This window comes from Actinoplanes sp. KI2 (genome assembly GCF_025630775.1).
In the GTDB taxonomy this organism is placed as follows: Bacteria; Actinomycetota; Actinomycetes; order Mycobacteriales; family Micromonosporaceae; genus Actinoplanes.
In genome coordinates this window covers 12,356-32,129 of the sequence record NZ_JAOSZE010000050.1, presented here as the reverse complement: position 1 = coordinate 32,129, position 19,774 = coordinate 12,356, and the positions used below count along the sequence as shown (strand labels likewise).

Annotated in this window: 21 protein-coding genes and 1 pseudogene; 15 read left to right on the top strand and 7 right to left on the bottom strand. The window is 69.5% G+C overall.

Features of this window, described 5'->3' with window-relative positions; translation table 11 throughout:
* Nucleotides 1-24 precede the first annotated feature (24 nt).
* The gene (locus tag ODJ79_RS38685) at nucleotides 25-936 is read right to left on the bottom strand and encodes an NAD(P)/FAD-dependent oxidoreductase (RefSeq protein ID WP_263028667.1); all 912 of its coding nucleotides are present in this window, start codon (nucleotides 934-936) and stop codon (nucleotides 25-27) included.
* 55 nt (nucleotides 937-991) lie between these two features.
* On the opposite strand from ODJ79_RS38685, the gene ODJ79_RS38680 reads away from it, so the two are divergent.
* From ODJ79_RS38680 to ODJ79_RS38670, 3 genes are all read left to right on the top strand, one after another.
* Nucleotides 992-1,897, top strand: a complete 906-nt coding sequence (locus tag ODJ79_RS38680) for an AraC family transcriptional regulator (protein ID WP_317620742.1) — start codon at nucleotides 992-994, stop codon at nucleotides 1,895-1,897.
* Nucleotides 1,898-2,241: 344 nt separating this feature from the next.
* On the top strand, nucleotides 2,242-2,628 hold the full coding sequence (locus tag ODJ79_RS38675; protein WP_263028665.1) for a cupin domain-containing protein: 387 nt from the start codon (nucleotides 2,242-2,244) through the stop codon (nucleotides 2,626-2,628).
* A gap of 27 nt (nucleotides 2,629-2,655) precedes the next feature.
* The gene (locus tag ODJ79_RS38670; protein WP_263028664.1) at nucleotides 2,656-2,796 is read left to right on the top strand and encodes a hypothetical protein; all 141 of its coding nucleotides are present in this window, start codon (nucleotides 2,656-2,658) and stop codon (nucleotides 2,794-2,796) included.
* Between the two features lie 98 nt (nucleotides 2,797-2,894).
* Here the strand turns inward: ODJ79_RS38670 and ODJ79_RS38665 are convergent, their stop codons facing one another.
* The 4 genes from ODJ79_RS38665 to ODJ79_RS38650 form a co-directional block, all read right to left on the bottom strand.
* Nucleotides 2,895-3,866 (bottom strand): LLM class flavin-dependent oxidoreductase, encoded by a 972-nt coding sequence (locus ODJ79_RS38665; protein WP_263028663.1) that lies wholly within the window; start codon nucleotides 3,864-3,866, stop codon nucleotides 2,895-2,897.
* 13 nt (nucleotides 3,867-3,879) lie between these two features.
* Entirely contained in the window at nucleotides 3,880-4,377 is a 498-nt protein-coding gene (locus ODJ79_RS38660; RefSeq protein ID WP_263028662.1) for a hypothetical protein, read from the bottom strand.
* Nucleotides 4,374-5,162: an alpha/beta hydrolase gene (locus ODJ79_RS38655; protein WP_263028661.1), complete on the bottom strand. Its 789-nt coding sequence runs from the start codon at nucleotides 5,160-5,162 to the stop codon at nucleotides 4,374-4,376. Before ODJ79_RS38655 ends, ODJ79_RS38660 begins: the two co-directional genes overlap by 4 nt.
* A 100-nt stretch (nucleotides 5,163-5,262) precedes the next feature.
* On the bottom strand, nucleotides 5,263-6,645 hold the full coding sequence (locus ODJ79_RS38650; protein WP_263028660.1) for an MFS transporter: 1,383 nt from the start codon (nucleotides 6,643-6,645) through the stop codon (nucleotides 5,263-5,265).
* Between the two features lie 241 nt (nucleotides 6,646-6,886).
* Between ODJ79_RS38650 and ODJ79_RS38645 the strand changes: the two genes are divergently transcribed.
* The 9 genes from ODJ79_RS38645 to ODJ79_RS38605 all read left to right on the top strand — a co-directional run bounded on the left by ODJ79_RS38645 (nucleotide 6,887) and on the right by ODJ79_RS38605 (nucleotide 17,462).
* On the top strand, nucleotides 6,887-7,816 hold the full coding sequence (locus tag ODJ79_RS38645) for a helix-turn-helix transcriptional regulator (RefSeq protein ID WP_263028659.1): 930 nt from the start codon (nucleotides 6,887-6,889) through the stop codon (nucleotides 7,814-7,816).
* 97 nt (nucleotides 7,817-7,913) lie between these two features.
* Nucleotides 7,914-8,174 carry an SDR family oxidoreductase gene (locus tag ODJ79_RS38640; protein WP_263028658.1) on the top strand — a complete coding sequence of 87 codons (261 nt, stop codon included), beginning with the start codon at nucleotides 7,914-7,916 and terminating at the stop codon, nucleotides 8,172-8,174.
* Between the two features lie 310 nt (nucleotides 8,175-8,484).
* On the top strand, nucleotides 8,485-10,137 hold the full coding sequence (locus tag ODJ79_RS38635) for an FAD-dependent oxidoreductase (protein WP_263028657.1): 1,653 nt from the start codon (nucleotides 8,485-8,487) through the stop codon (nucleotides 10,135-10,137).
* 55 nt (nucleotides 10,138-10,192) lie between these two features.
* Complete coding sequence (gene wecB, locus ODJ79_RS38630; RefSeq protein WP_263028656.1) at nucleotides 10,193-11,392, top strand: non-hydrolyzing UDP-N-acetylglucosamine 2-epimerase; 1,200 nt, start codon at nucleotides 10,193-10,195, stop codon at nucleotides 11,390-11,392.
* Between the two features lie 40 nt (nucleotides 11,393-11,432).
* Entirely contained in the window at nucleotides 11,433-12,692 is a 1,260-nt protein-coding gene (locus ODJ79_RS38625; protein WP_263028655.1) for an FG-GAP repeat domain-containing protein, read from the top strand.
* 64 nt (nucleotides 12,693-12,756) lie between these two features.
* Nucleotides 12,757-13,473, top strand: coding sequence for a hypothetical protein (locus ODJ79_RS38620; protein WP_263028654.1), 717 nt, complete (start codon nucleotides 12,757-12,759; stop codon nucleotides 13,471-13,473).
* A 32-nt stretch (nucleotides 13,474-13,505) separates the two neighbouring features.
* Nucleotides 13,506-14,702, top strand: coding sequence for an MFS transporter (locus ODJ79_RS38615; RefSeq protein ID WP_263028653.1), 1,197 nt, complete (start codon nucleotides 13,506-13,508; stop codon nucleotides 14,700-14,702).
* 47 nt (nucleotides 14,703-14,749) lie between these two features.
* Nucleotides 14,750-15,928, top strand: coding sequence for an acyltransferase family protein (locus ODJ79_RS38610; protein WP_263028652.1), 1,179 nt, complete (start codon nucleotides 14,750-14,752; stop codon nucleotides 15,926-15,928).
* Nucleotides 15,929-16,289: 361 nt separating this feature from the next.
* The gene (locus tag ODJ79_RS38605) at nucleotides 16,290-17,462 is read left to right on the top strand and encodes an RCC1 domain-containing protein (protein WP_263028651.1); all 1,173 of its coding nucleotides are present in this window, start codon (nucleotides 16,290-16,292) and stop codon (nucleotides 17,460-17,462) included.
* A 24-nt stretch (nucleotides 17,463-17,486) separates the two neighbouring features.
* Here the strand turns inward: ODJ79_RS38605 and ODJ79_RS38600 are convergent, their stop codons facing one another.
* Nucleotides 17,487-17,888 (bottom strand): PPOX class F420-dependent oxidoreductase, encoded by a 402-nt coding sequence (locus ODJ79_RS38600; protein ID WP_263028650.1) that lies wholly within the window; start codon nucleotides 17,886-17,888, stop codon nucleotides 17,487-17,489.
* A gap of 186 nt (nucleotides 17,889-18,074) precedes the next feature.
* Nucleotides 18,075-18,173: pseudogene (locus tag ODJ79_RS47315) on the bottom strand (barstar family protein); the annotation flags it as partial.
* 298 nt (nucleotides 18,174-18,471) lie between these two features.
* On the opposite strand from ODJ79_RS47315, the gene ODJ79_RS38595 reads away from it, so the two are divergent.
* From ODJ79_RS38595 to ODJ79_RS38585, 3 genes are all read left to right on the top strand, one after another.
* Complete coding sequence (locus ODJ79_RS38595; protein WP_263028649.1) at nucleotides 18,472-18,666, top strand: hypothetical protein; 195 nt, start codon at nucleotides 18,472-18,474, stop codon at nucleotides 18,664-18,666.
* Complete coding sequence (locus ODJ79_RS38590) at nucleotides 18,663-18,935, top strand: hypothetical protein (protein WP_263028648.1); 273 nt, start codon at nucleotides 18,663-18,665, stop codon at nucleotides 18,933-18,935. Before ODJ79_RS38595 ends, ODJ79_RS38590 begins: the two co-directional genes overlap by 4 nt.
* A 113-nt stretch (nucleotides 18,936-19,048) precedes the next feature.
* Nucleotides 19,049-19,552, top strand: coding sequence for a hemerythrin domain-containing protein (locus ODJ79_RS38585; RefSeq protein WP_263028647.1), 504 nt, complete (start codon nucleotides 19,049-19,051; stop codon nucleotides 19,550-19,552).
* Nucleotides 19,553-19,774 lie beyond the last annotated feature (222 nt).

Sequence of the window (19,774 nt, the reverse complement as noted above, 5' to 3'; positions counted from 1 at the left end):
CCGGCACAACCGCTGCCGTGCCCGTCAGTATCCGGCGGCCAGCTGCACGGCGGCGCCCGCGCCCGCCAGGTAGCCCGAGGCCACGGCCGCCGCCATCGACGGCGGAACGGAGGTGGCGGCGTCGCCGGCCGCGAAGAGCCCCGGAACCCCGGTGCGGAACATCGGGTCGACGGCGATCGCCTCGACGCCGAGGTTCTCGTCCGACATGGACACCGTGGCGCCGAGGTCACGGGCCAGGGTCGACCGCTGGTGGAGGAAGGCCTTGACCAGCATGGCCGAGACGGCGAGTTCGGTGCCGTCGGCGAAGGTGACCGCGCGCAGCCGGGAGCCGGCGCCCTCGACAGTGGCGAGGGGGCGCTCGTTCCACTTGACACCGGCAGCGGCCAACTGGTCCCGCTGGGCCCCGGAAAGCTCGGCGCCGTTGGTCAGCAACGTGATGTCGTCGGTGTAGGCGCGCAGGTTCAGAGCGCCGTGCAGGCCGACCGCCCCCGCGGCCAGGACGGCCATCGGCCGGTCGCGCACCTCCCATCCGTGGCAGAACGGGCAGTGGAACACGTCGCCGCCCCACCGTTCGGCCAGCCCCGGAACGGGCGGATACCGATAGTCCATCCCGGCTGCCAGCAGGAGGGTGCGGGTCTGCTCCCGGCGCCCGTCGGCGAGGATCACCGCGTACGTGCCGTCGGGTTGCCGGTCCGCCGCCGTGATTTCCCCGTCGGCAAGCTCGACCGAGGGGTAGGCAGCCAGTTCCGCACGGGTCAGGGCGTAGTACTCCAGCGGTGGTCGCCCGTCGTGCCCGAGCAGGCCGCCGATGGCGCGGGCGACCACATTGCTCGGTCGGCCTGAGTCGACGACCAGGGTCGTACGCCGAGCCCGCCCGAGTGTCAGCCCGGCGCTGAGCCCGGCCGCGCCCGCCCCGATGATTACGCAGTCCCACATGCCGCCAGCCAATCGCCTCCCCGGCGAGGCGAATATGCTTCCGTGGCGCGGGTAGATGCGTGTTTGTAGCATGACGCCGGTGGATGGGATAAGCCAGGCAATCGCCGCGCTACGGGTGGGCCGTGGCACGGTGCGACGCTTTCGGATGGCCGACCCGTGGGGCTTGAGCTACGCAGGGCTGACCGGCAGCGGTTTTCACGTCGTGCTCCGGGGCACCGGCTGGCTTCTGACCGAGGCCCGGCCGCCGGTCGAGCTCAATCCGGGCGACGTCGTGCTGATCACCTCCGGCGTTGACCATGGGCTCGCCTCCCGCCCCCGACCGCTGCGGGGCCTGCCGCCGGTCGCGCTGGGGACCGACGAGCCGGCACCCGCGGCCGACGGCTTCGAGTTCCTCTGCGGCGCGTACCGCCTGCACCCGGGCCAGGACGTGCACCCCTATCTGGCCGCCCTGCCCGACCCGATCGTGGTTCCGGCGGCCGGCCCGCTCGACCCGGTGGCTGCCCTGCTCGACGAGCAGCAGGCGGCGGGACTGGTCGTTGACGCAGCCCGCCATGCGCTGCTCGACCTCATGCTCGCGAGTGCCCTCGGCCGGTGGCTGGCGGCGACGGACCAGGTCCCGACCCCCGACCCGAAGATCACCGCGGCCGTACGGGCGATCGACGCCAACCCGGACACCCGCTGGACGGTGCAGGAGTTGAGCCGGGCGGCCGGCATGTCCCGGGCCACCTTCACGCGCCGCTTCACGTCGGCGGTCGGCCGCCCCCCGGCGGACTACCTGCTCACCCACCGGCTCGGCCACGCCGCCCGCCTGCTCCGGGAGACCGACGCGCCGCTCGCGGCGATCGCCCGCCGCACCGGGTACTCCACCGAGTCGGCGCTGGCCGGCGCCTTCCGCCGGAAGTACGGCATGGCACCCGGTGCCTTCCGCCGGGCTCAGTCCGCGCGCGGGCCAGCGTCGTAGAAGCCCGGCTCGACGGCGGCTCGCGCTCACATGGGCCCAAGACGCGTGGCGCTGGGTGGTGGCAAGCTCGGCGCGCCCGGGCATCCCGGCGCCCGGTTTCACGTCGGCGCTGGTGGAACACCGGGACTGCCCCATCAGCTGCGATGATGTCAACTTCGCCCTAGCCGGCTCCGGGTAGTCACCAAATATGATGCTCTGCGCGACGGCACAGTCCTAAATGGAAGAGGCGGCTCTCCCGGCAGGGTTATAGACCCTTTGCCATATCAGGCACTCATTGAAAGGGAATTGGTGCGTTGAGAACAAAGCACATTTTCCGTACGGCCGCGGTGGTCATGGGTGTGGCCGTGTCCCTCGTGGGGACCGCCGCCAACGCCACCCCGCCCAGCCCCGGTGTGGTCGGCACAATCATCTGGCAGAAGACGGTCGGTAACACCGACTACACCCTGCGGGAGATCACCCTCCCGCCGCACACGTCCACCGGCTGGCACCACCACGACGGCAACCTGTACGCCACGGTCAAGTCCGGCACGCTCAGCCGCTTCGGCGCGGATTGCCAGCGTATTGGCGTCCATCCGGCCGGATCCTTCGTGTTCGAGCCCGCCGGCGCGGACCACGTCCACATCGGACGCAATCTCGGCGACACCAAGGTCGTGCTCGACGTGCTCTACGTCCTGCCCAAGGGAAGCCCGTTCTCCGAGGACGATCCCAACCCGGGCTGCGACTTCGAGTGATCGGTCAGGTCTGATCATCGCCATCAGATGGGCTTGCCTGGATTCGGCCTGGAGGCACTGGCCGACGTCACTCACGAGGGCGCCTGGCACATCGGCGTGCTCGCCGCCCCGGGCATCCCCGAACTGCTGCCGGCGGGCCGCGAACAGCAGTTCCTCGGCCAATACTGAGTTTCGTCGACAGCGTCGACGAGCCCTCACCCCAGGCGTGACCTGACAGAAGCCCATCAACCCGACAACACCTGACTTCAGCCGCCACCCTGCCGGCGTCAGCGTGTTCTGGACCCGTACTCATCCTGTAGTCGGCCGTCGATGTCATCAGCGCTGCGGTGGCGCAGGCGGAACGCCCCGGCCAGCAGCTCATAGGTCTGCACACGGTCAGCGAGATCCGGGAGCAGGGTGTTGACCATGACCTCGTCGACGCCGAGTCTGTCGGCCAATCCCGTGAGCTGGTGGCTAACCTCGTCGGGGTCGCCCACGACTATCGCCCGACGATTCTGCTCGGCACGCTCGCATTCCGCGGCGCTCCACCGGTGCCGCGCGGCTTGGCCCGAACGCGGGAGCGGCTCCTGCGCGCCCAGGTCCTTGCGGCTGCGCCAGAGCAGGTAGTCCGCGGCCTGCGCCTGCGCGCGGTCGGTGGTCGTCGCCACGAAGACGCGCACCGCGAGGATCAGCGGCGCGGCGCTGTTCGCGGCCCGGACACCGGCCAGCGCCGGGCCGCTCGCCTCGGGACTGAGGAAATGACCGGCGCAGTAGCCGATGCCGTGCTGCCCGGCCAGCTTCGCCGCTGTGGTCCCACTGCCCAGCAGCCAGAGGCCGGGCCCGGTGCCGGTCCCACGGGCGCGCCGCAGCAGGGCGAGGCTGCGGCGGAGCAGTTCCACCTTCTCGGGAAACGTGAACGCCGGGCCGCCGGCACGGCCGAGGCCGAGGTCGACCCGACCCGGGTGGAGATCGGCGAGCAGGTGGAACGTCTCGGCGACCTGGACGGGGTCGTGGCGGGGCAGTAACACGCCCCCCGTGCCGATCCGCAAATGTCGGGTGTGCTGCAGCAGCACGGCGGCCTGTACGGCGGGCGACGTGCCGGCGAAGGTCGCGCTGCCGTGATGTTCGGCCACCCAGTACCGGCGGTAGCCCAGTGGATCGACGGCACGGGCCAGCCGGACCGTGTCGCGGACTGCCTGGGCGGCGTCGGTGCCGTCCGCGACGGGGGACTGGTCCAGGACGGAGAGGGTGAGGGTCACGGTCTGCTCCCGGTCATCCGCGGGTGGTGGCCGGCACGATACGGAAGTCGCGCTGGAACACCAGGTTGTGCAGGTCTGCCGCGACGATGGCACGCAGGGTCGGGATCTGGTCGGACGCGTCGGCGGCGGAGAACACGTTCATCGGCCAGTCGCGTACCGTGACGCCGCGCAGGTGGGGATGGTGGAAGCCGCGGCCGTAGTGGGCGACGAGGCCCAGAGCGGGCAGCCCGGTGGCTCGTTGTTGCGGCCAGCTCAGCGTCCATTGTGCGGACAGGCCGTCGGCATCGGTCCGTACGCCGGTCGCCGCGACCAGGCCGCTGCCGAGCAGCAGGAACCGGTTGGCCTCGTCGAGCACCTGCCGGGCGGCGGGATCGAGCAGCTCCACCGCCGTGGTGAATAACCGCTCCTTTCCGGCCCGGTCGACAGCTGTGCCGTGGGTTCCGTCCCGCAGGTCGGCGAAGTGGCGCAGCAACGCCTCGTAGGGGTGGGTGCGTGCATGCGTTCCGGTCATGAGAATGTCCTTTGCTGTGGTGGGCGAGTGACACCGGTCCGCTTCGCGAACGCCTGGGCCAGGGCCCGACCCAGACAGAACCGCAGCGAGGGAACGCCGCGCCGGGTCAGGCGGGCCGGGACGGCTTCCAGGAACGCGCCGTGCGCCCTCCGGGGAAGCTCGAGGTAGCGCACGGGCACGCCGGCGGCCTGCAGCCTGCACCGGTAGTCGCGGACGTCGTCGATGACGGGATCCAGTTCGCCGACCGCGATTATGGCCGGGGCGGCGCCCGCGAAGTCGGCGGCCGCCATCGGGGTGCTGTACAGCCCGCCGGAATCGTCCGGGCGGTCCCCCCGGTAGCCACGCCAGGCGGCGGTGAGCGCACCGGCCGAGGGGAACGCGCAGGGATCACGATGGTAGGAGTCCGCCCGGCACTGCGGGTCGATCGGCGGATACGCGAGGACCTGGGCCGCGAGGTGCGCGCCCCGGTCCCGCAGGACCAAGGCGGCACACGCGGCGATGGTGCCGCCCGCGCTGTCGCCGCCGACGGCAACCTCGGTGGCTTCACTCGCGGCCTGCTCCTGCGCCCAGGCCACGGCGGCGAGGAAGTCCTCGAGAGCCGCGGGATGCGGGTGCTCGGGGGCGAGCCGGTAGTCCACGCTGACCACGGTGGTTCTCGCGACGACGGCGAGGTCAGCGCAGGCATGATGCCAGGCCAGTGCGGACCCGTGATGCCAGCTTCCGCCGTGGGCCCACACCGTCCAGCCGTTGCGAGGGCCGGTGGGCCGCAGGATGCGGACGGGCACGTCCGCTCCTGGGCCACTCACCTGTGTCGTGTACCAGCTGACGTCACACGTGCCGGACCTGCGCGGTTCGCGGCGGACGGAGTGGTCGGACATGGCCATGTCAATTCCCGGTCGCCGGCGCGGTGACCGGCCGGGGGGAGCGCAGGAAGATCGACACGGCGATCGCGGTGGCCGCGCAGAGCGCCGCGTTGGCGCCGATGGCGGTCCGGATGGCGGTGAGGATGGTCTCGGGGGTCTCGGCGCCCAGCGAGGCGAGCCTGGCTCCCACGATCGCGGACATCACGGGGATGCCCATGGTGATGCCGATCTGCTGACTCATGGTCGCCAGCCCGGCCGCGAGACCCTGCTCGTGGTCGGGCAGCCCGGAAGTCGCGGTGACCATGAACCCCACGATGGCGACGAGGTTGGCGACGCCGCCGACGAACGTGGCGACCAGCAGCAGCGGCATCCAGCCCCGGGAGTCGCCGAGCAAGACCAGCACCAGCGTCGCGGCGGTCTGCACGGCCATGCCGAGCGCCAGGGCACGCGGCGGGTTGCCGAGGCGGGCGATCACCTTGGGCCCGAGGATGCCACCGAGCACGGTGCCGAGGCCGAGTACCGCGAACGACAGCCCGGCGGCCAACGGGGAGAACCCGAGGACTTTCTGCAGGTAGAGGGTGAGCAGGAAGACGAGGGACGTTTCGGTGGCGAACGCCAGGACGCCGGCGCCGTTGCCCCAGGAGACGCTGCGTTTGCGCAGGATGCGTACCGGCACCAGCGGCTCGGCGACGCGGCGCTCGATGCCGACGAACGCCAGCAGCAGCACGATGCCGGCAACCAGGCCGGCCCAGGTGCGAATGTCCGTCCAGCCGTGTTCGCCGGCGCTGGTGAGGCCGTACACGACGGCCAGCAGCCCGGCGGAGACCGTCACCGCGCCCGGCACGTCCAAGCGGGGCCGCTGTTCGGTCCGGTTCTCGCGCAGCACCGCGGGCGCGACCACCAGCACGGCGACGGCAACGGCGACGTTGATGAAGAACGCCCAGCGCCAGCTCAGCAGATCGGTGACGACGCCGCCCAGGATGGCGCCGGTGGTGAAGCCGGCCGCCATCAGCGCGCCGTTGAGGCCGAGTGCCCGCTCCCGCAGTGATCCTTCCGGGAACGACGTGGTCAGCAACGACAGCGCGGCGGGGGTGACCGCGGCGGTGGCCAGCCCTTGCGCCACCCGGGCGGTGAGCAGGACGGCCGGGTCGGTGGCCAGGCCGCCGGCCAGCGAGGAGATACCGAGCAGGGCGATCCCGGCCAGGAACAGCCGACGCCGGCCGAAGATGTCGGCGACGCGGCCGAACAGCAGGGTGAACCCGGCCGCGCAGAGCGCGAAGGAGGTGGCGATCCACTGCAGGTCGGACAGGGCGAAGCCGACCTCCGCGCCGATCACCGGCAGCGCGACGTTGAGAATGGAGAAGTCCACGGCCAGGGTGAAGCTCGCCGTCAGCAGTACGGCCAAGATGAGGCGGTCACGGCCGCTTATACTGGTGGTCCGCCTCTGGTCGCCGTCCTCGGTGACCGAGTCCATGCGTGTCAACGTGATGACCTCCACATCGTCCAGGGGGTGGCGGTGACCTCCGCCGGAGAACACTGTCGACCTGCGCGTGTAGGGACAGCCATACCTCTGCGCGGACTACGCGGCGCCAGACTGGTACTGGCAGGGACAGGCAGCGGACGGCACCGATGGGCATGCTGGGGCCATGCACAGTGACCACGGGGGTCGGGGCGAGCTGGCAGACTTTCTTCGAAGTCGTCGTGCCCGGTTGCGGCCAGAGGATGTCGGATTGGTTTCGTACGGGGCACGCCGGGTGCCCGGGCTGCGGCGGGAGGAGCTCGCGCAGCTGGCCGGCGTCAGTCCCATCTACTACACCCGCCTGGAGCAGGGGCAGAGCACCAACGCGTCCGAATCGGTGATCGAGGCCATCGCCCGTGCACTCGCCCTCTCGGAGGATGAGCGCACCTATCTGCATGAGCTGGCCCGGCCTCGCCCGGCGAAGCGGCGCCGCGCGCAACGGGCCGAGACGGCGCGCCCCGGCATCGAGAAGCTGATCACCGCCATGAAGGACGTACCAGCCATCGTGCTGGGGCGACGCAGCGAGGTGCTGGCCTGGAACGAGCTCGGCCACCTGCTTTTCGCGGGCCACTACGACCGAGGCGCCCCGCGCCGCGCGGCGGACCGGCCGAATCTGACGCGCATGCTCTTCCTCGATCCGCACACCCGGGAGCTCTACCGGCGCTGGGACGAGGAAGCCAGCCGCGCGGTCGCGTCCCTGCGGGTCGCCGCCGGGCGGTATTCCGACGACGCTTTCCTCACCGCTCTCATCGGTGAGCTGATCGTCAAGAGTCCGGAGTTCGCGGCCTGCTGGGCGAAGCACCCGGTGCAGGTCTGCGGCGCCGGCACCAAGTACCTGCACCATCCGGTGATCGGTGACCTGGAGTTGGACTACGAGGTTCTGCACCTGCCGGAGGACGACGGGCACCGGCTGCTGACCTACACCGCCGTGCCCGGTTCGAGTCATGCAGCTGCGCTGGAGCTGCTGAAGGCGTCGGCCCAACGGGGCGCCCCGGGCGGCACTCGCCCGGTGAAAGGTGCCACCTCCGCGCGCTCGGGCGCCCCGGCCGCCAGCTGAGCCCGCGCGACCGCCGCGGGCCCGGCCGGGGATGGGCCCGGCCAGCTGACTCCTAATTATCCGCATGTACGGGGCAGGAATGCGTCTTGGATCTCCAGTGCAATTTCTCGACATCGCCGAGAAAAAATGGCAGGCGACGTTCGACCTCAATTGCCATGCTCTGGTGAGGATGTCCAGGGCGGCCCTCCCGTCGTTGTTGCATAACGGTGGAAGCCAGGGGGTCCGTTCCAACGCAATCCTGCCGGGACCGACGCGGACCCGTCTGTGGGACGCTCCGGGTGGTTTCGCCGATCAGCTCGCGGTGCAGTTCTCGCTCCCCGAGTGGTCGGTGGACGGCGGCGCACTTCGTCAGTTGTAACGACCACCGGACAATCGATTCGGGCAATTCGTCACTGGCGGCCGGCGGCCCACCAGTGACGATTTCGTTCGCCGAAATCCGGCCCGCGTGACCAGGCAACAAGTAATACGATCATTTCCATTTGTGGCCTTCCTCACCGATCTTCACCGATATATCAATTGACCACAGTGGACAGACTCTGTCAGTCTTTCAACGGTCAGCCCATACCGCAATTTCCCACGCGTTCTGGGCGCCGTCAACCGGCAGGTCCGCGATGTGGTGGCGCAGTTCGAAACCGCAGAAACCGCATATCGATGGGGGAAGAGCTATCGTGATCGAATCGAATCGGCGTGTATTTCTGACCGGGACCGCAGCGGTCGGCGCGGCCGTGCTGGGCGGTGAACTGCTCACCCAGGCGCCCGCCACCGCAGCGGGTGCGACGGCGCCGCGCGGCGCCGTCATCACCGCTCGGGATCCCCGCTACGCCGACCTGACCACCGGCAACAACCAGCGCTTCGTCGCCCGGCCGGACTACGTCAAGATGATCCGGTCGACACCGGACGCCGTCCGCGCCGTGCAGGACGCCGTGGACAGCGGTAAGCGCATCTCGGTCCGCAGCGGCGGCCACTGCTTCTCCGACTTCGTCTGCAACGACCAGGTGGAGGTCATCCTCGACCTGTCCGAGCTGGTCGCGGTGGGATACGACCCGGCCCTGCGGGCCTTCTTCGTCGATCCCGGGGCTCGGCTGATGAACGTCTACGAGTCCCTCTACAAAGGCTGGGGGGTGACGGTCCCCGGCGGCATCTGCTACAGCGTCGGCGCCGGAGGGCACATCGCCGGCGGTGGATACGGCCTGCTGTCGCGAGCGCACGGGCTGGTGGTCGACCATCTCTACGCCGTCGAGGTCGTCGTCGTCGACCGCGCCGGTAAGGCCCGGGCGGTCCGCGCCACGCGGGAGGCCGACGACCCCAACCGCGAACTGTGGTGGGCGCACACCGGTGGCGGGGGCGGCAACTTCGGCGTGGTCACCCGGTACTGGTTCCGGTCCCCGGGTGCCAAGGGCCACGAGCCGTCGGCACAGCTGGTGGCCGCACCGTCCGAAGTATTGGTCAGCGCGGTGGAGTTCCCCTGGGACCAGCTCGACGAGAGCAAGTTCGTCCGCCTCCTGCGCAACTTCGGCGAATGGCATGCCCGCAACAGCGCCCCGGACTCGCCGTACGCGCCGCTGAGCAGCCTGTTCAACGTGAGCCACCGGGCGCACGGCAGCCTCGGCATGTTCACCCAGATCGACGCCGCCGTCCCGCGCGCCGCCGAGCTGCTGGACGACTACCTGCGCGCCATCACCGCCGGGGTCGGCGTGACCCCCCAGCCCGCGGCGCGGCCGATGGGCGAGCTGCCCGCGCTGCCGGAGTTCGCCACACCGCGCCGGTTGCCCTGGCTGCAGGCCACGCGCCTGGTCGGCACCAACAATCCGACCATCACCAACCCGACCTCGCGGGGCGTGCACAAGTCGGCGTACATGAAGCAGAACTTCACCGATGCGCAGGCCCGCACGCTCTTCCGGCACATGACCCGCGACGATTTCCACAATCCCGACACCATGCTGGTGCTGTTCTCGTTCGGCGGGAAGGTGAATGCGGTCGATGCGGGCGCGACCGCGAACGCTCAGCGCAGCTCGATCTTCAAGATGTGCTTCCAGACGTTCTGGCCGGACCCGGCCGACGACGACTTCTACGTCGGCTGGGCACGGGACATCTACCAGGAGTTCTTCGCCACCACGGGTGGGGTTCCGGTCCCGGGCGACGCCTACGAGGGCTGCTACATCAACTACCCGGACAACGACGTCGCCGACCCGGCGCACAACTCCTCGGGTGTGCCGTGGCCGCTGCTCTACTACCGCGGCAACTACCCGCGCCTGCAGCAGGCGAAGCGGCGGTGGGACCCGCGGAACATCTTCCGCCACACGCTGTCCGTCCAGCCGTGACGACATGTCGTGGCGCCCGTCCACCCATCAGTTGCTCGCCCTGACGGGAGAAACCATGCAGAAGAAAAAAGTCGCCGTCGTTCTCGGAACGCGGCCCGAAGCCATCAAGGTCGCCCCGGTGATCCGCGCCATGCGCGACGACCCACGGTTCCACCCGGTCGTGGTGTCCACCGGCCAGCACCGGCAGATGCTCGACGAAACCTTGCAGGTCTTCGGGATCACCCCGGACGTGGACCTGGACATCATGGCGCCGAGGCAGTCGTTGTCCGAGGTGACCTACCGCGTCATCCAGGGACTGGTGGGGCTGCTGCCCGACCTCGCCCCGGACGCGGTCATGGTGCACGGGGACACCGCCACCACGCTCGCCGGGGCGATCTCCGGGCACCAGCACCGGATCCCCGTCATCCATGTGGAGGCGGGACTGCGCAGCGGTGACGCCCACTCGCCCTTTCCGGAGGAGTCCAACCGGCGGCTCGTCGGCCAGATCGCCGCGCTGCACCTGGCACCGACTCCCGGCAACGCCGCCAACCTGATCCGCGAAGGCATCGACGAGTCCACGATCGTGGTCACCGGCAACACTGTCATCGACGCCCTCCGCTGGTCCGCCGAACTCGGTCCGGCCGAGGAGACGGACGAACCGCTGCTCGACCTCGACCGTGAGCCGGGTTGGGTGGTGCTGGCCTCGGCGCACCGACGGGAGTCCTGGGGCAAACCGCTGCCCGAGATCGCCAAAGCCCTGTGCGATGTGGCGGATCTCGAGGACGTACGGGTCGTCGTGCCGCTGCACCGCAATCCGGCGGTGCGCGACGTGATGCTGCCCATCATCGGCGAACACCCGCACATCACGGTCGTGGACCCGTTGCCGTACCTGCAGTTCTGCCGCCTCATGCGGCGCAGCGACATCATCGTCTCGGACAGCAGCGGCGCGGAGGAGGAGGGGCCGGCTCTAGGCAAGCCCACCCTCGTGCTGCGGGACGTCACCGAGCGGCCGGAGGCTGTCCGAGCGGGCACGGCCCGGCTGGTGGGACGTACCCGGGCCGGAATCGTGCGCGAGGTGACGCGGCTGATCAACGACCCGGTCGCCTACGCCGGGATGGCGGAGGCCGTCAACCCCTACGGCGACGGCTACGCCACCGAGCGGGTGCTGGACGCCATGGGGCACTTCTTCGGCGTGGGGCCGGCCGCCTCTCCGTTCATCTCGGGGCTGCACCGCGCCGCGCTGAGCCCGGTCAGCTCCCTGGCCCACGTCGCCTGACCTCGACCCCACCGCACACCACGAGACAGGAGAATCGTTCATGACCGCTTCGGTCGCCGGACATTTCCCGAAGCCGCAGTTCACTGCAGAGGTCGTCGCCGATCAGTTGCGCGACGGGTACTGGCTCGAGGCCGCCGACGTCGACGGTGACGGGCTGCCGGACCTCATCGGATGCGGTCTCACCCTCGGCGAGATCGCCTGGTACCGCAACGACGACTGGGCCCGCAACCTCGCCGTCAACAAGGTGCACATGCCGGTCGGGCTGGACGTCGCCGACCTCACCGGCACCGGCACCCCCGACATCATCGCCTGCTACGAGCTGTACGGGCCCGGTGGGACGATCCACCACCCCAATGCCGAGGGCGGCAAGATCGACTGGTTGGAGCATCCCGGCCCCGAGGGACTGCGGGAGGGCAGGACCTGGCAGCGGCACTACATCGGCAACACGGTCGGTATGCACCGGCTGCGCGTCGGCCACTTCAGCCGGACGGACCGGTGGGAGATCATCGGCTTGCCCATCGTCGCCATGGAGGGCGTCCACGCGCTGCTGCCGGTGGTGATGTTCACGCAGCCGGAGGATCCCCGCTCTACCGGGCCGTGGCCGATGACCGTCATCGACGACACACATTTCCGGATGATCCACGGCGCGACCCGCAAGTCCGGGCTCATTCCGGACTCGGACCTGGACTCGCTGCTGCTCGCCTCGGACGAGGGCGTGACGTGGCTCTACTTCGACCAGACCACGCAGGCCTGGCGGCGTGAGCTCATCGGCGCGGGCGAGCTCGGCGTGTTCGAGCGGACCGGGTTCAAGGGCAGCGGTGACGTCGACTCCGGGCGGATCGGCGACGACCCGATGGCCTACGTCGCCGCGATCGAGCCGTACCACGGCAACAGCGTGGCGGTATACGTACGCGACGGCGCTGCGGAAGAAGCCAGCGGCTGGCGCCGGGTGCTGCTCGACGTCTTCGGTGAACCGAATGAGAACGGCGAAGGCACCGGTCATTCCGTGCTGTGCGCCGATTTCGACGGCGACGGCGATGACGAGTTCCTTATCGGACTGCGCGGTCCGGCGCCCTGGCAAGGCGTCTTCCTGTACAAGGCGATCGACGTCCGTAACGGCGCCTTCCTGAAATGGCGGGTCGCCACCGAATCCGCGGCACGGGTCATCGCCGCGGACTTCAACGGCGACGGGACGCTCGACTTCGCGACGATCGCCTACAAGGTGCCGCACTACTACGAGGCGCCCGACGCGAAGCTCATGGTCTATCGCAACGGGCTCGGCAAGCCGACGCAGAGGTAGCCGGACCGGTGGCGGTGCCGTACCCGCCCGCGGCCACCGCCACCTCCGGCGCGAAAGGATCGACATGTCCCCCCACAACCGGGTCACCACCCTGCCCTTTTCCGGCCGTCACCTCGAAGCGCGGGTCGTCACCGCCGTGCGCGACCTGCCGCTCACCGGCCGGGTCATCGTGGTCAACCTCGACACGACGCCCGCCTACCTCGACCGCCTGCCGCGGACGCCGATTCCCGCGTTCTCGTCGACCATCGCGGTCGACAGCACGCTCGCACATGCGGGAGCGGTGGCCCTGCTTCGGGGGCTCGACGAGCAGCCGGTCGCCGGCATCACGGACGAGCCCGGCTGGCAGCACTTCACCGACATCGCCGGACCGGACGTCTTTCCCCGTACGACGCCGCTCTACCGCTCGGCGCAGGCCGACGTGGGCACCGTCCGGTTCGACCCGCACGTCACCCTAGGCGTGACCCACCCGGGCAGCCGCCTCCGCGACTTCACAGTGCGGCTGATGCTCTGGTACGCCCCGCCGGACACCGGCTGCGGCATCCACAACAGGCACGACTTCATCGAGACGCACGCTCAGATCATCGGCAATGGGCGCATGCAGAAGTTCGCCGACCGGGAACCCGGAAGCCTCTACGAGGACGTGCTCATGAGTCCCGGATACGCGACACCCGTGCCGTTCTGCGGGATCGGGCCGGACACCACCTTCACCTACCCGTGGCACCAATACCACGCGGACACCGACTGCGTCTGGCTCGCCGTCGAGTACCACCTTGCCGACTGAGCACGTCGATCATCCGCCGAGGAGAAGCACCCATGCCCCTGGCCCTGCTGGCGTTGGCGATCAGCGCGTTCGGCATCGGTACCACCGAGTTCGTCATCATGGGCCTGCTGCCCGAGGTGGCCACGGATCTGCACGTCAGCATCCCGGTCGCGGGCAGCCTGGTGTCCGGGTACGCGCTGGGTGTCGTCGCCGGGGCCCCCGTTCTCGCGCTGGCGGCGTCCCGCGTCAACCGGCGTCACGCCCTGGCCGGGCTGATGCTGCTGTTCGTCGCGGGCAACCTGCTGTGTGCGGTGGCGTCGAACTATCCGATGCTGATGACCGGCCGGGTGGTGGCGGCGCTGTGCCACGGCGCGTTCTTCGGCATCGGCTCGGTACTCGCGGCCGACCTGGTCGCGCCACACCGGCGGGCCAGCGCCATCGCCCTGATGTTCAGCGGGCTGACGCTGGCCAACGTGCTCGGCGTGCCGCTCGGCACGGCGCTCGGGCAGCGGTTCGGCTGGCGCTCCACGTTCTGGGCGGTCACCGCCATCGGGGTGGTCAGCCTGGTCGGCCTGCTCCTGTTCGTCCCGGCTGACGCGGTGTCGCGCCGGGAGACCGTACGCGCGCAGCTGGCGCCGCTCCGTCGGGTCGAGGTCTGGCTCGCCCTGGCCACCACCGTGCTCGGGTTCGGCGGGCTGTTCGCGTCATTCACTTACGTGGCGCCGATGATGACCGAGATCGCGGGCTTCGCGCCGGGCACGGTGACGTGGCTGCTCGTCCTGTTCGGCGCGGGTCTGTGCATCGGCAACGCGGCGGGCGGCCGGCTCGCCGACCGCTTCCCGGCCCGGTCGTTGCTGGTGCTGCTCGCACTGCTCTGCGGGGTGCTCCTCGCGTACCGGTTCACCGTCGCCTCCCAGGCGGGTGCGGCGGTCACGCTGTTCCTGCTCGGAGTGGTCGGCTTCGCGACGGTCCCGGGCCTGCAGATGCGAGTGATCGCGGAGGCCGGTGGTGCGACGACGCTCGCGGCCGCCGTCAACATCGCGGCCTTCAACCTCGGCAACGCCGTCGGCGCGTACCTCGGTGGTGTGGTCATCGACGCCCGTCTCGGCTATGCCGCCCCCAACCTCGCCGGCGCCGCGCTCGCCGCCGGCGGCCTGATCCTGTGTGCCGTCGGCATCCAGCGCGGCACGCGCCGCGCGGTACGGGCCGCCGCGGCGGACCCGGCCGCGCACCCGACGGTTGCCGCCTGACTGTCGTCCCGTACCCCCGGATCGTTCACTCGGAAAGGCCATCACCCATGCCCGAAAACCGCCCACCGGCGGAGCAGCTCCGGTCACGCCTGCCATCGCTCACCGGCTTGCGCTTCTTCGCGGCGCTGCTCGTCTTCTGCTTCCACGTCACGTTGGCCAACTCGCCCATCCCGCCGAACAAGCCGATCAACCCCTTCGCGGATCCGGCCCTTGCCGACGCCACGGCGTGGCTGTTCAGCAAGGCGGGCTACGTTGGTGTCTCGTTCTTCTTCGTGCTCAGCGGCTTCGTGCTGACCTGGTCGTCGCGCGAGGGGGAGGGTGTCGGACCGTTTTGGCGACGCCGGCTCCTGAAGATCTTCCCCAACCACCTGGTCCTGTGGTCCGCCTCGATGCTGTTATTCGCCGCGGCCATCACGCCGTGGAGCGCCTGGCTGCCCAACATCTTCCTGGTGCACTCGTTCTTCCCGCAGGCGGACATCTACGTCGGCGTCAACCCGCCCAGCTGGACGCTCTGCTCCGAGCTGCTCTTCTATCTCGCGTTTCCGTTCCTGATCCGGCCGATCCGTCGCATCCCGGTCCGGAGTCTGTGGTTCTGGGTGGCGGTCGCGGTCGCGGCCATGGTGGCGGTGGAACTCGTCACCCAGTTCCTGATCCCCGACACCCCGCGTTCGCCGATCACGCCGGTATCCACCACGCAGTTCTGGTTCGGATACATCTTCCCGCCGTCACGGCTGTTCGAATTCATCATCGGCGTCCTGCTAGCGCGCATCATCATGGCGGGAAAGTGGCCCGCGGTGACCATTCCGCAGGCCCTGCTGGCCACGGCGGCCGGCTACGTGGCGGCGCTGTACGTGCCGTTCCTCTACGGCTTCACCGTGGCCACCATCGTGCCGATCGCCGCCCTGATCGGCGCGGTCGCCACCGCGGACCTGCGCGGGACGTCGCGCATGCTGGCCCGTCCCACCATGCGGTGGCTCGGGGAGGTCTCCTTCGGCTTCTATCTCTGCCAGGGTGTCACCGTGTTCTATGTGCGGCGGCTGCTCGGGCATGAGGACGGCTTCGGTACTCCGGCGGCGCTCGCGGTCGCCGTGCTGTTCCTCATCGTCACCCTGGCCGGTGGATGGCTGCTGTATGCACTGGTCGAACGGCCTGCCATGCGGCGCTGGGCGCGAAGCCGGAAACCGCGGGAGGTGACCGAGCCGGCTGCGCCCACGCCGGTCCGCTGACCCCTGCGGGATCCTGGTTGATCATTGGCTTCCTTGCCTGCGTCGATTCTTCACCGCCCAGAAAGATTGCCCGCGCACCCCATGGCGCAGACGCCGAACATCACCGGTGGCCACCAGGCTGCGCGCAGGCGTCGGGATCACAGCCCAGCGCAACTGCCTGCGCGGCGGCTCGAATGTTGCATATGCCGCGAAACGTGTCCGCAGCGGCTGCGCATGTTTGGCCATTTGGTGCAGTATCGGATCCGGCCGTTGGTCGACGACCTGGCCGGTGCGCACAGCACAGCCCAGCGCGCACACGACAGCTGAGCCCGGTTCGGTGTCACTATCCCGGCGCGTACGAGAAGACCGCGTAGGAGAAGCGATGAGCCGAAGAGGTGTCCGCACGCTCGTGGGTAGGGTCGCCCTGGCCACTGCCATGGCGATGATCGCAGCTATCTCGTCGGCGACGCCGGCCGCCTTCGCGCAGGCTTCGGCCGGGCAGACGCGGTGGCGGGCGGTGTCCGCCGGTTGGAATCACACCTGCGCCACGACGGTCCATCGTGCCCTGTGGTGCTGGGGCGACAATACGTTCGGGCAGCTCGGTGACGGCACGAACACCAACCGGCTACGCCCGGTCCAGGTCCAGGCCGCCACGCGGTGGTCCGCGGTAGCGTCAGGCGCCGCTCATACCTGCGCGATCGATACGAGCGCAGGGTTGTGGTGCTGGGGCGGCAATGGATCCGGTCGGATCGGTGACGGCAGCACAACCGACCGGCGGACCCCGGTGCGGGTGCAGGCCGGCACCCGGTGGTCGGCGGTCGCGGCGGGCGGCAACCATACCTGCGCGATCGACGCCATCGGCGGACTGTGGTGCTGGGGCGAGAACACGGTCGGCCAGCTCGGCGATGGCACGACCGAGGACCGCCACGTGCCGGTCGCGGTCGGGACGGGCGTCAGGTGGTCGGCGGTGGCGACTGGAGCCAGCCACAGCTGCGCGGTCGATGCGACCGGTTGGATGTGGTGCTGGGGCGGCCCCGGCTCGGGTCGACTCGGCCCCAACGTCACCGATTACCGCCTGCCCAACCAGGTCAGCTCCGACACCACCTGGTCCACCGCCGCCGCCGGCGATTACCACAGCTGTGGCACCCGCACCGACGGCACGCTGTGGTGCTGGGGCGGCGACATCTACGGTCAGCTCGGCGACGGCCAGGCGCCGCAGGAGAGTCAGCCAACGCCGCAGGCCATCGGGTCCACCGTCACCTGGACCGGCGTTTCCACCGCCTGGTTGCACACCTGCGGAACAGGCCGTCAAGGGGCGCTGTTCTGCTGGGGCGACAACGAGGCCGGCCAGCTCGGCGACGGCACCACCGTGAACCGCAGCGTACCCACCAGCGTCCGCGCAGACGTGCGATGGCGAGCGGTGTCGGCGGGCGGCAAGCATACCTGCGCGGTCGATTCATTCCACCGGCTTTGGTGCTGGGGCGCCAACTACGATGGCCAGCTCGGCGACGGTACGACCTCCGGCCGCCTGCTGCCGGCGCCGCTGCGCCGGTGATCTGGCCGCGGCTGGCCTGTGAGGTCAGCGACGCGGCGCGTGGACGATCTTGTCGGCTGCGATGGTCATGATGAGGCGCACCTGATCGCGGCCTCCGAACCATGGGTACGTCCGGCCGAGATACTTGTGTGCCAGCTGGTCGATGTGCTCGGCGCCGTTCTTCGGGGTCACGTCGATGACGTGGCCCTTCACGGAGTAGTAGTCGGTCACCTTGTCCGGGTCGGTCACGATGATCGAGACACGCGGGTCCCGTTCGATGTTGCGTACCTTCCGGAAGCCCTCCACCGTGTTGATCACGATGTGCTCACCGTCCGTGTCGACCCAGGTCTCGGTCAACTGCGGCGAACCGTCCGGGTCGACGGTGGCGATGAAGCACGGGCTCGGCCGGCGTAGCAGGTCGAGGAGGCCCTCGGGCAAGGTCATCATGAGGCAAACGTACCCCGCCGCTCCGGCCGGTCAGCGATCAACCGCCGACGATGACCGGGTTCGGTGCGCTGCACTCGATCATGATGCGATTGCCGATCAGGAATGCGCTGCGGGCCTGGTCAGCGAAGATGTCGAGCATGCCCTGAGCCGTTTTACGATCCACCGTCGCGAAGTCGTCGAAGGCCCTCAGATTACCAATCCGGTCGCGTCGGCATTCCAGCCGTACTCGCAGGACGCGACGTCTCTCATGCAGTCGTTCAGCGGGTCGAGGTTCTGCCCGAAGTAGTCGGGGAACTGAACTCGACCGTCTCATCGAGGATCGACGACCGCCAGAACATGGTGACGAAAGTGTTGTGCACCAGTCGGAAGTCAACGGGGTGCTTGGTTTCGGCATCCGCATCCCATGAAGCCATCCGCCGTCGCCCTCAACGTGGTCGCCGTCGACCGGCGCCTCGGTGGTGAACCTGGCGGCAGTACGCCAGCGGTTCCCTGAAGTGCAACGCGCTTCGGCCGATGGACTGGTTGCGGTATCCAGGGTCTCCCTGTGCCCGTCCCATCTGCATCAAGATTGTCAAGGAGCGACATGCTCACCATCAGCCTCACCGACCGCTTCCATCCACCGGCCGGGATCTCCGGCGCGATCGCCGAGAGCGGTGGGCGTGGGTTCGTCAACGTCAAGATCGGGTACGACCGCGAAGGCCTGTTCGACGGCCTTGAGGCGGGGACCGGGGCGCGCAGGTACGACGCCGGCATCGTCAGCGCGGGTGAGATCGCGTGAGCACGTTGACGATCGGCCGGCTCTCTGTCGAGATGTACAGCAAATGGGCCGAATTCTTTCTCGACGGCGAGAGCGTGGTCGATGTGCCGTTCGGCATCTTCGGTCCGCCCAACCGGTTCCTCGTGGCCACCTTGTTGCTCACGGCAGCCAGCATTCAGGGGTCCGCCCCGATGATTCACCCAGCGATCGACGCGTGGGCCATCGCGCATCGGCCGGACATCGAGTCGGCCATGACTGTGCTCGCTACCTGGCCAGAACAGCTGTCATGATTCGGCCGTCGGGTTGAGTGCGGGCCTCTGACGTCGGCTTGGTCTCAGCGGTTGTCCACAGGTTCCAGCTTGTCGGCGGGCGTGGGCCCGCGGCCGGCCGTACCGTGCTTGTCATGGATGACATCACCGCGCTGATTCTTGAGGACCACCACCGGTTCCGGGTCGGGTTTGCCCGGCTGGACGACGCGCAGTCGCCGGAGGATCTGGAGGCGATCTGGACGCCGCTGGCACTGCACCTCGACATCCACGCCGATGCGGAGGAGGAGATCCTTTACCCGCACCTGCTGCAGGACGCGGGCGGCGACGAGGCCGAGGAGGAGACCGACGACGCGATCCGCGACCACAACAAGATCCGGGACGGGATCGAGGAGGCGCGTAAGCACCCGGTGGGCTCGGACGCGTGGTGGAAGGGGGTGTGGAGGGCGCGCACCGAGAACAGCGAGCACCTGGCCGAGGAGGAGGACGAGGTGCTGCCCGACTTCCGCAAGCACGCGAGCCGGGAACTGCGCTTCGAGCTCGGGGCGCGCTGGCTGCGCTTCTTCGCGGAGCACCCGCGAGGCAAGGGCCTGTCATTCGCCGACAAGGATCCGGCCAAATACATCGAAGAGAACAGCTAGCAGCGTACGGCAGCTCGGCGCGGGCGGGAGCCTTTGCGGCCTCGACGGCGTGGGGGAGGGAGGGCATGACACCGCCGCAGCGTTTCTGCCGCGCCGGGATCGCCGTCACGCGTCGCTGGCGCCGACGATGCTGACCGCGGCTCGTACCGACGCCGGGACGAAGACCTTTCTGGACCGCTTTGAGCGGCAGGGTGATCCCAAAGATCGGTCGGCTGTGTGGCC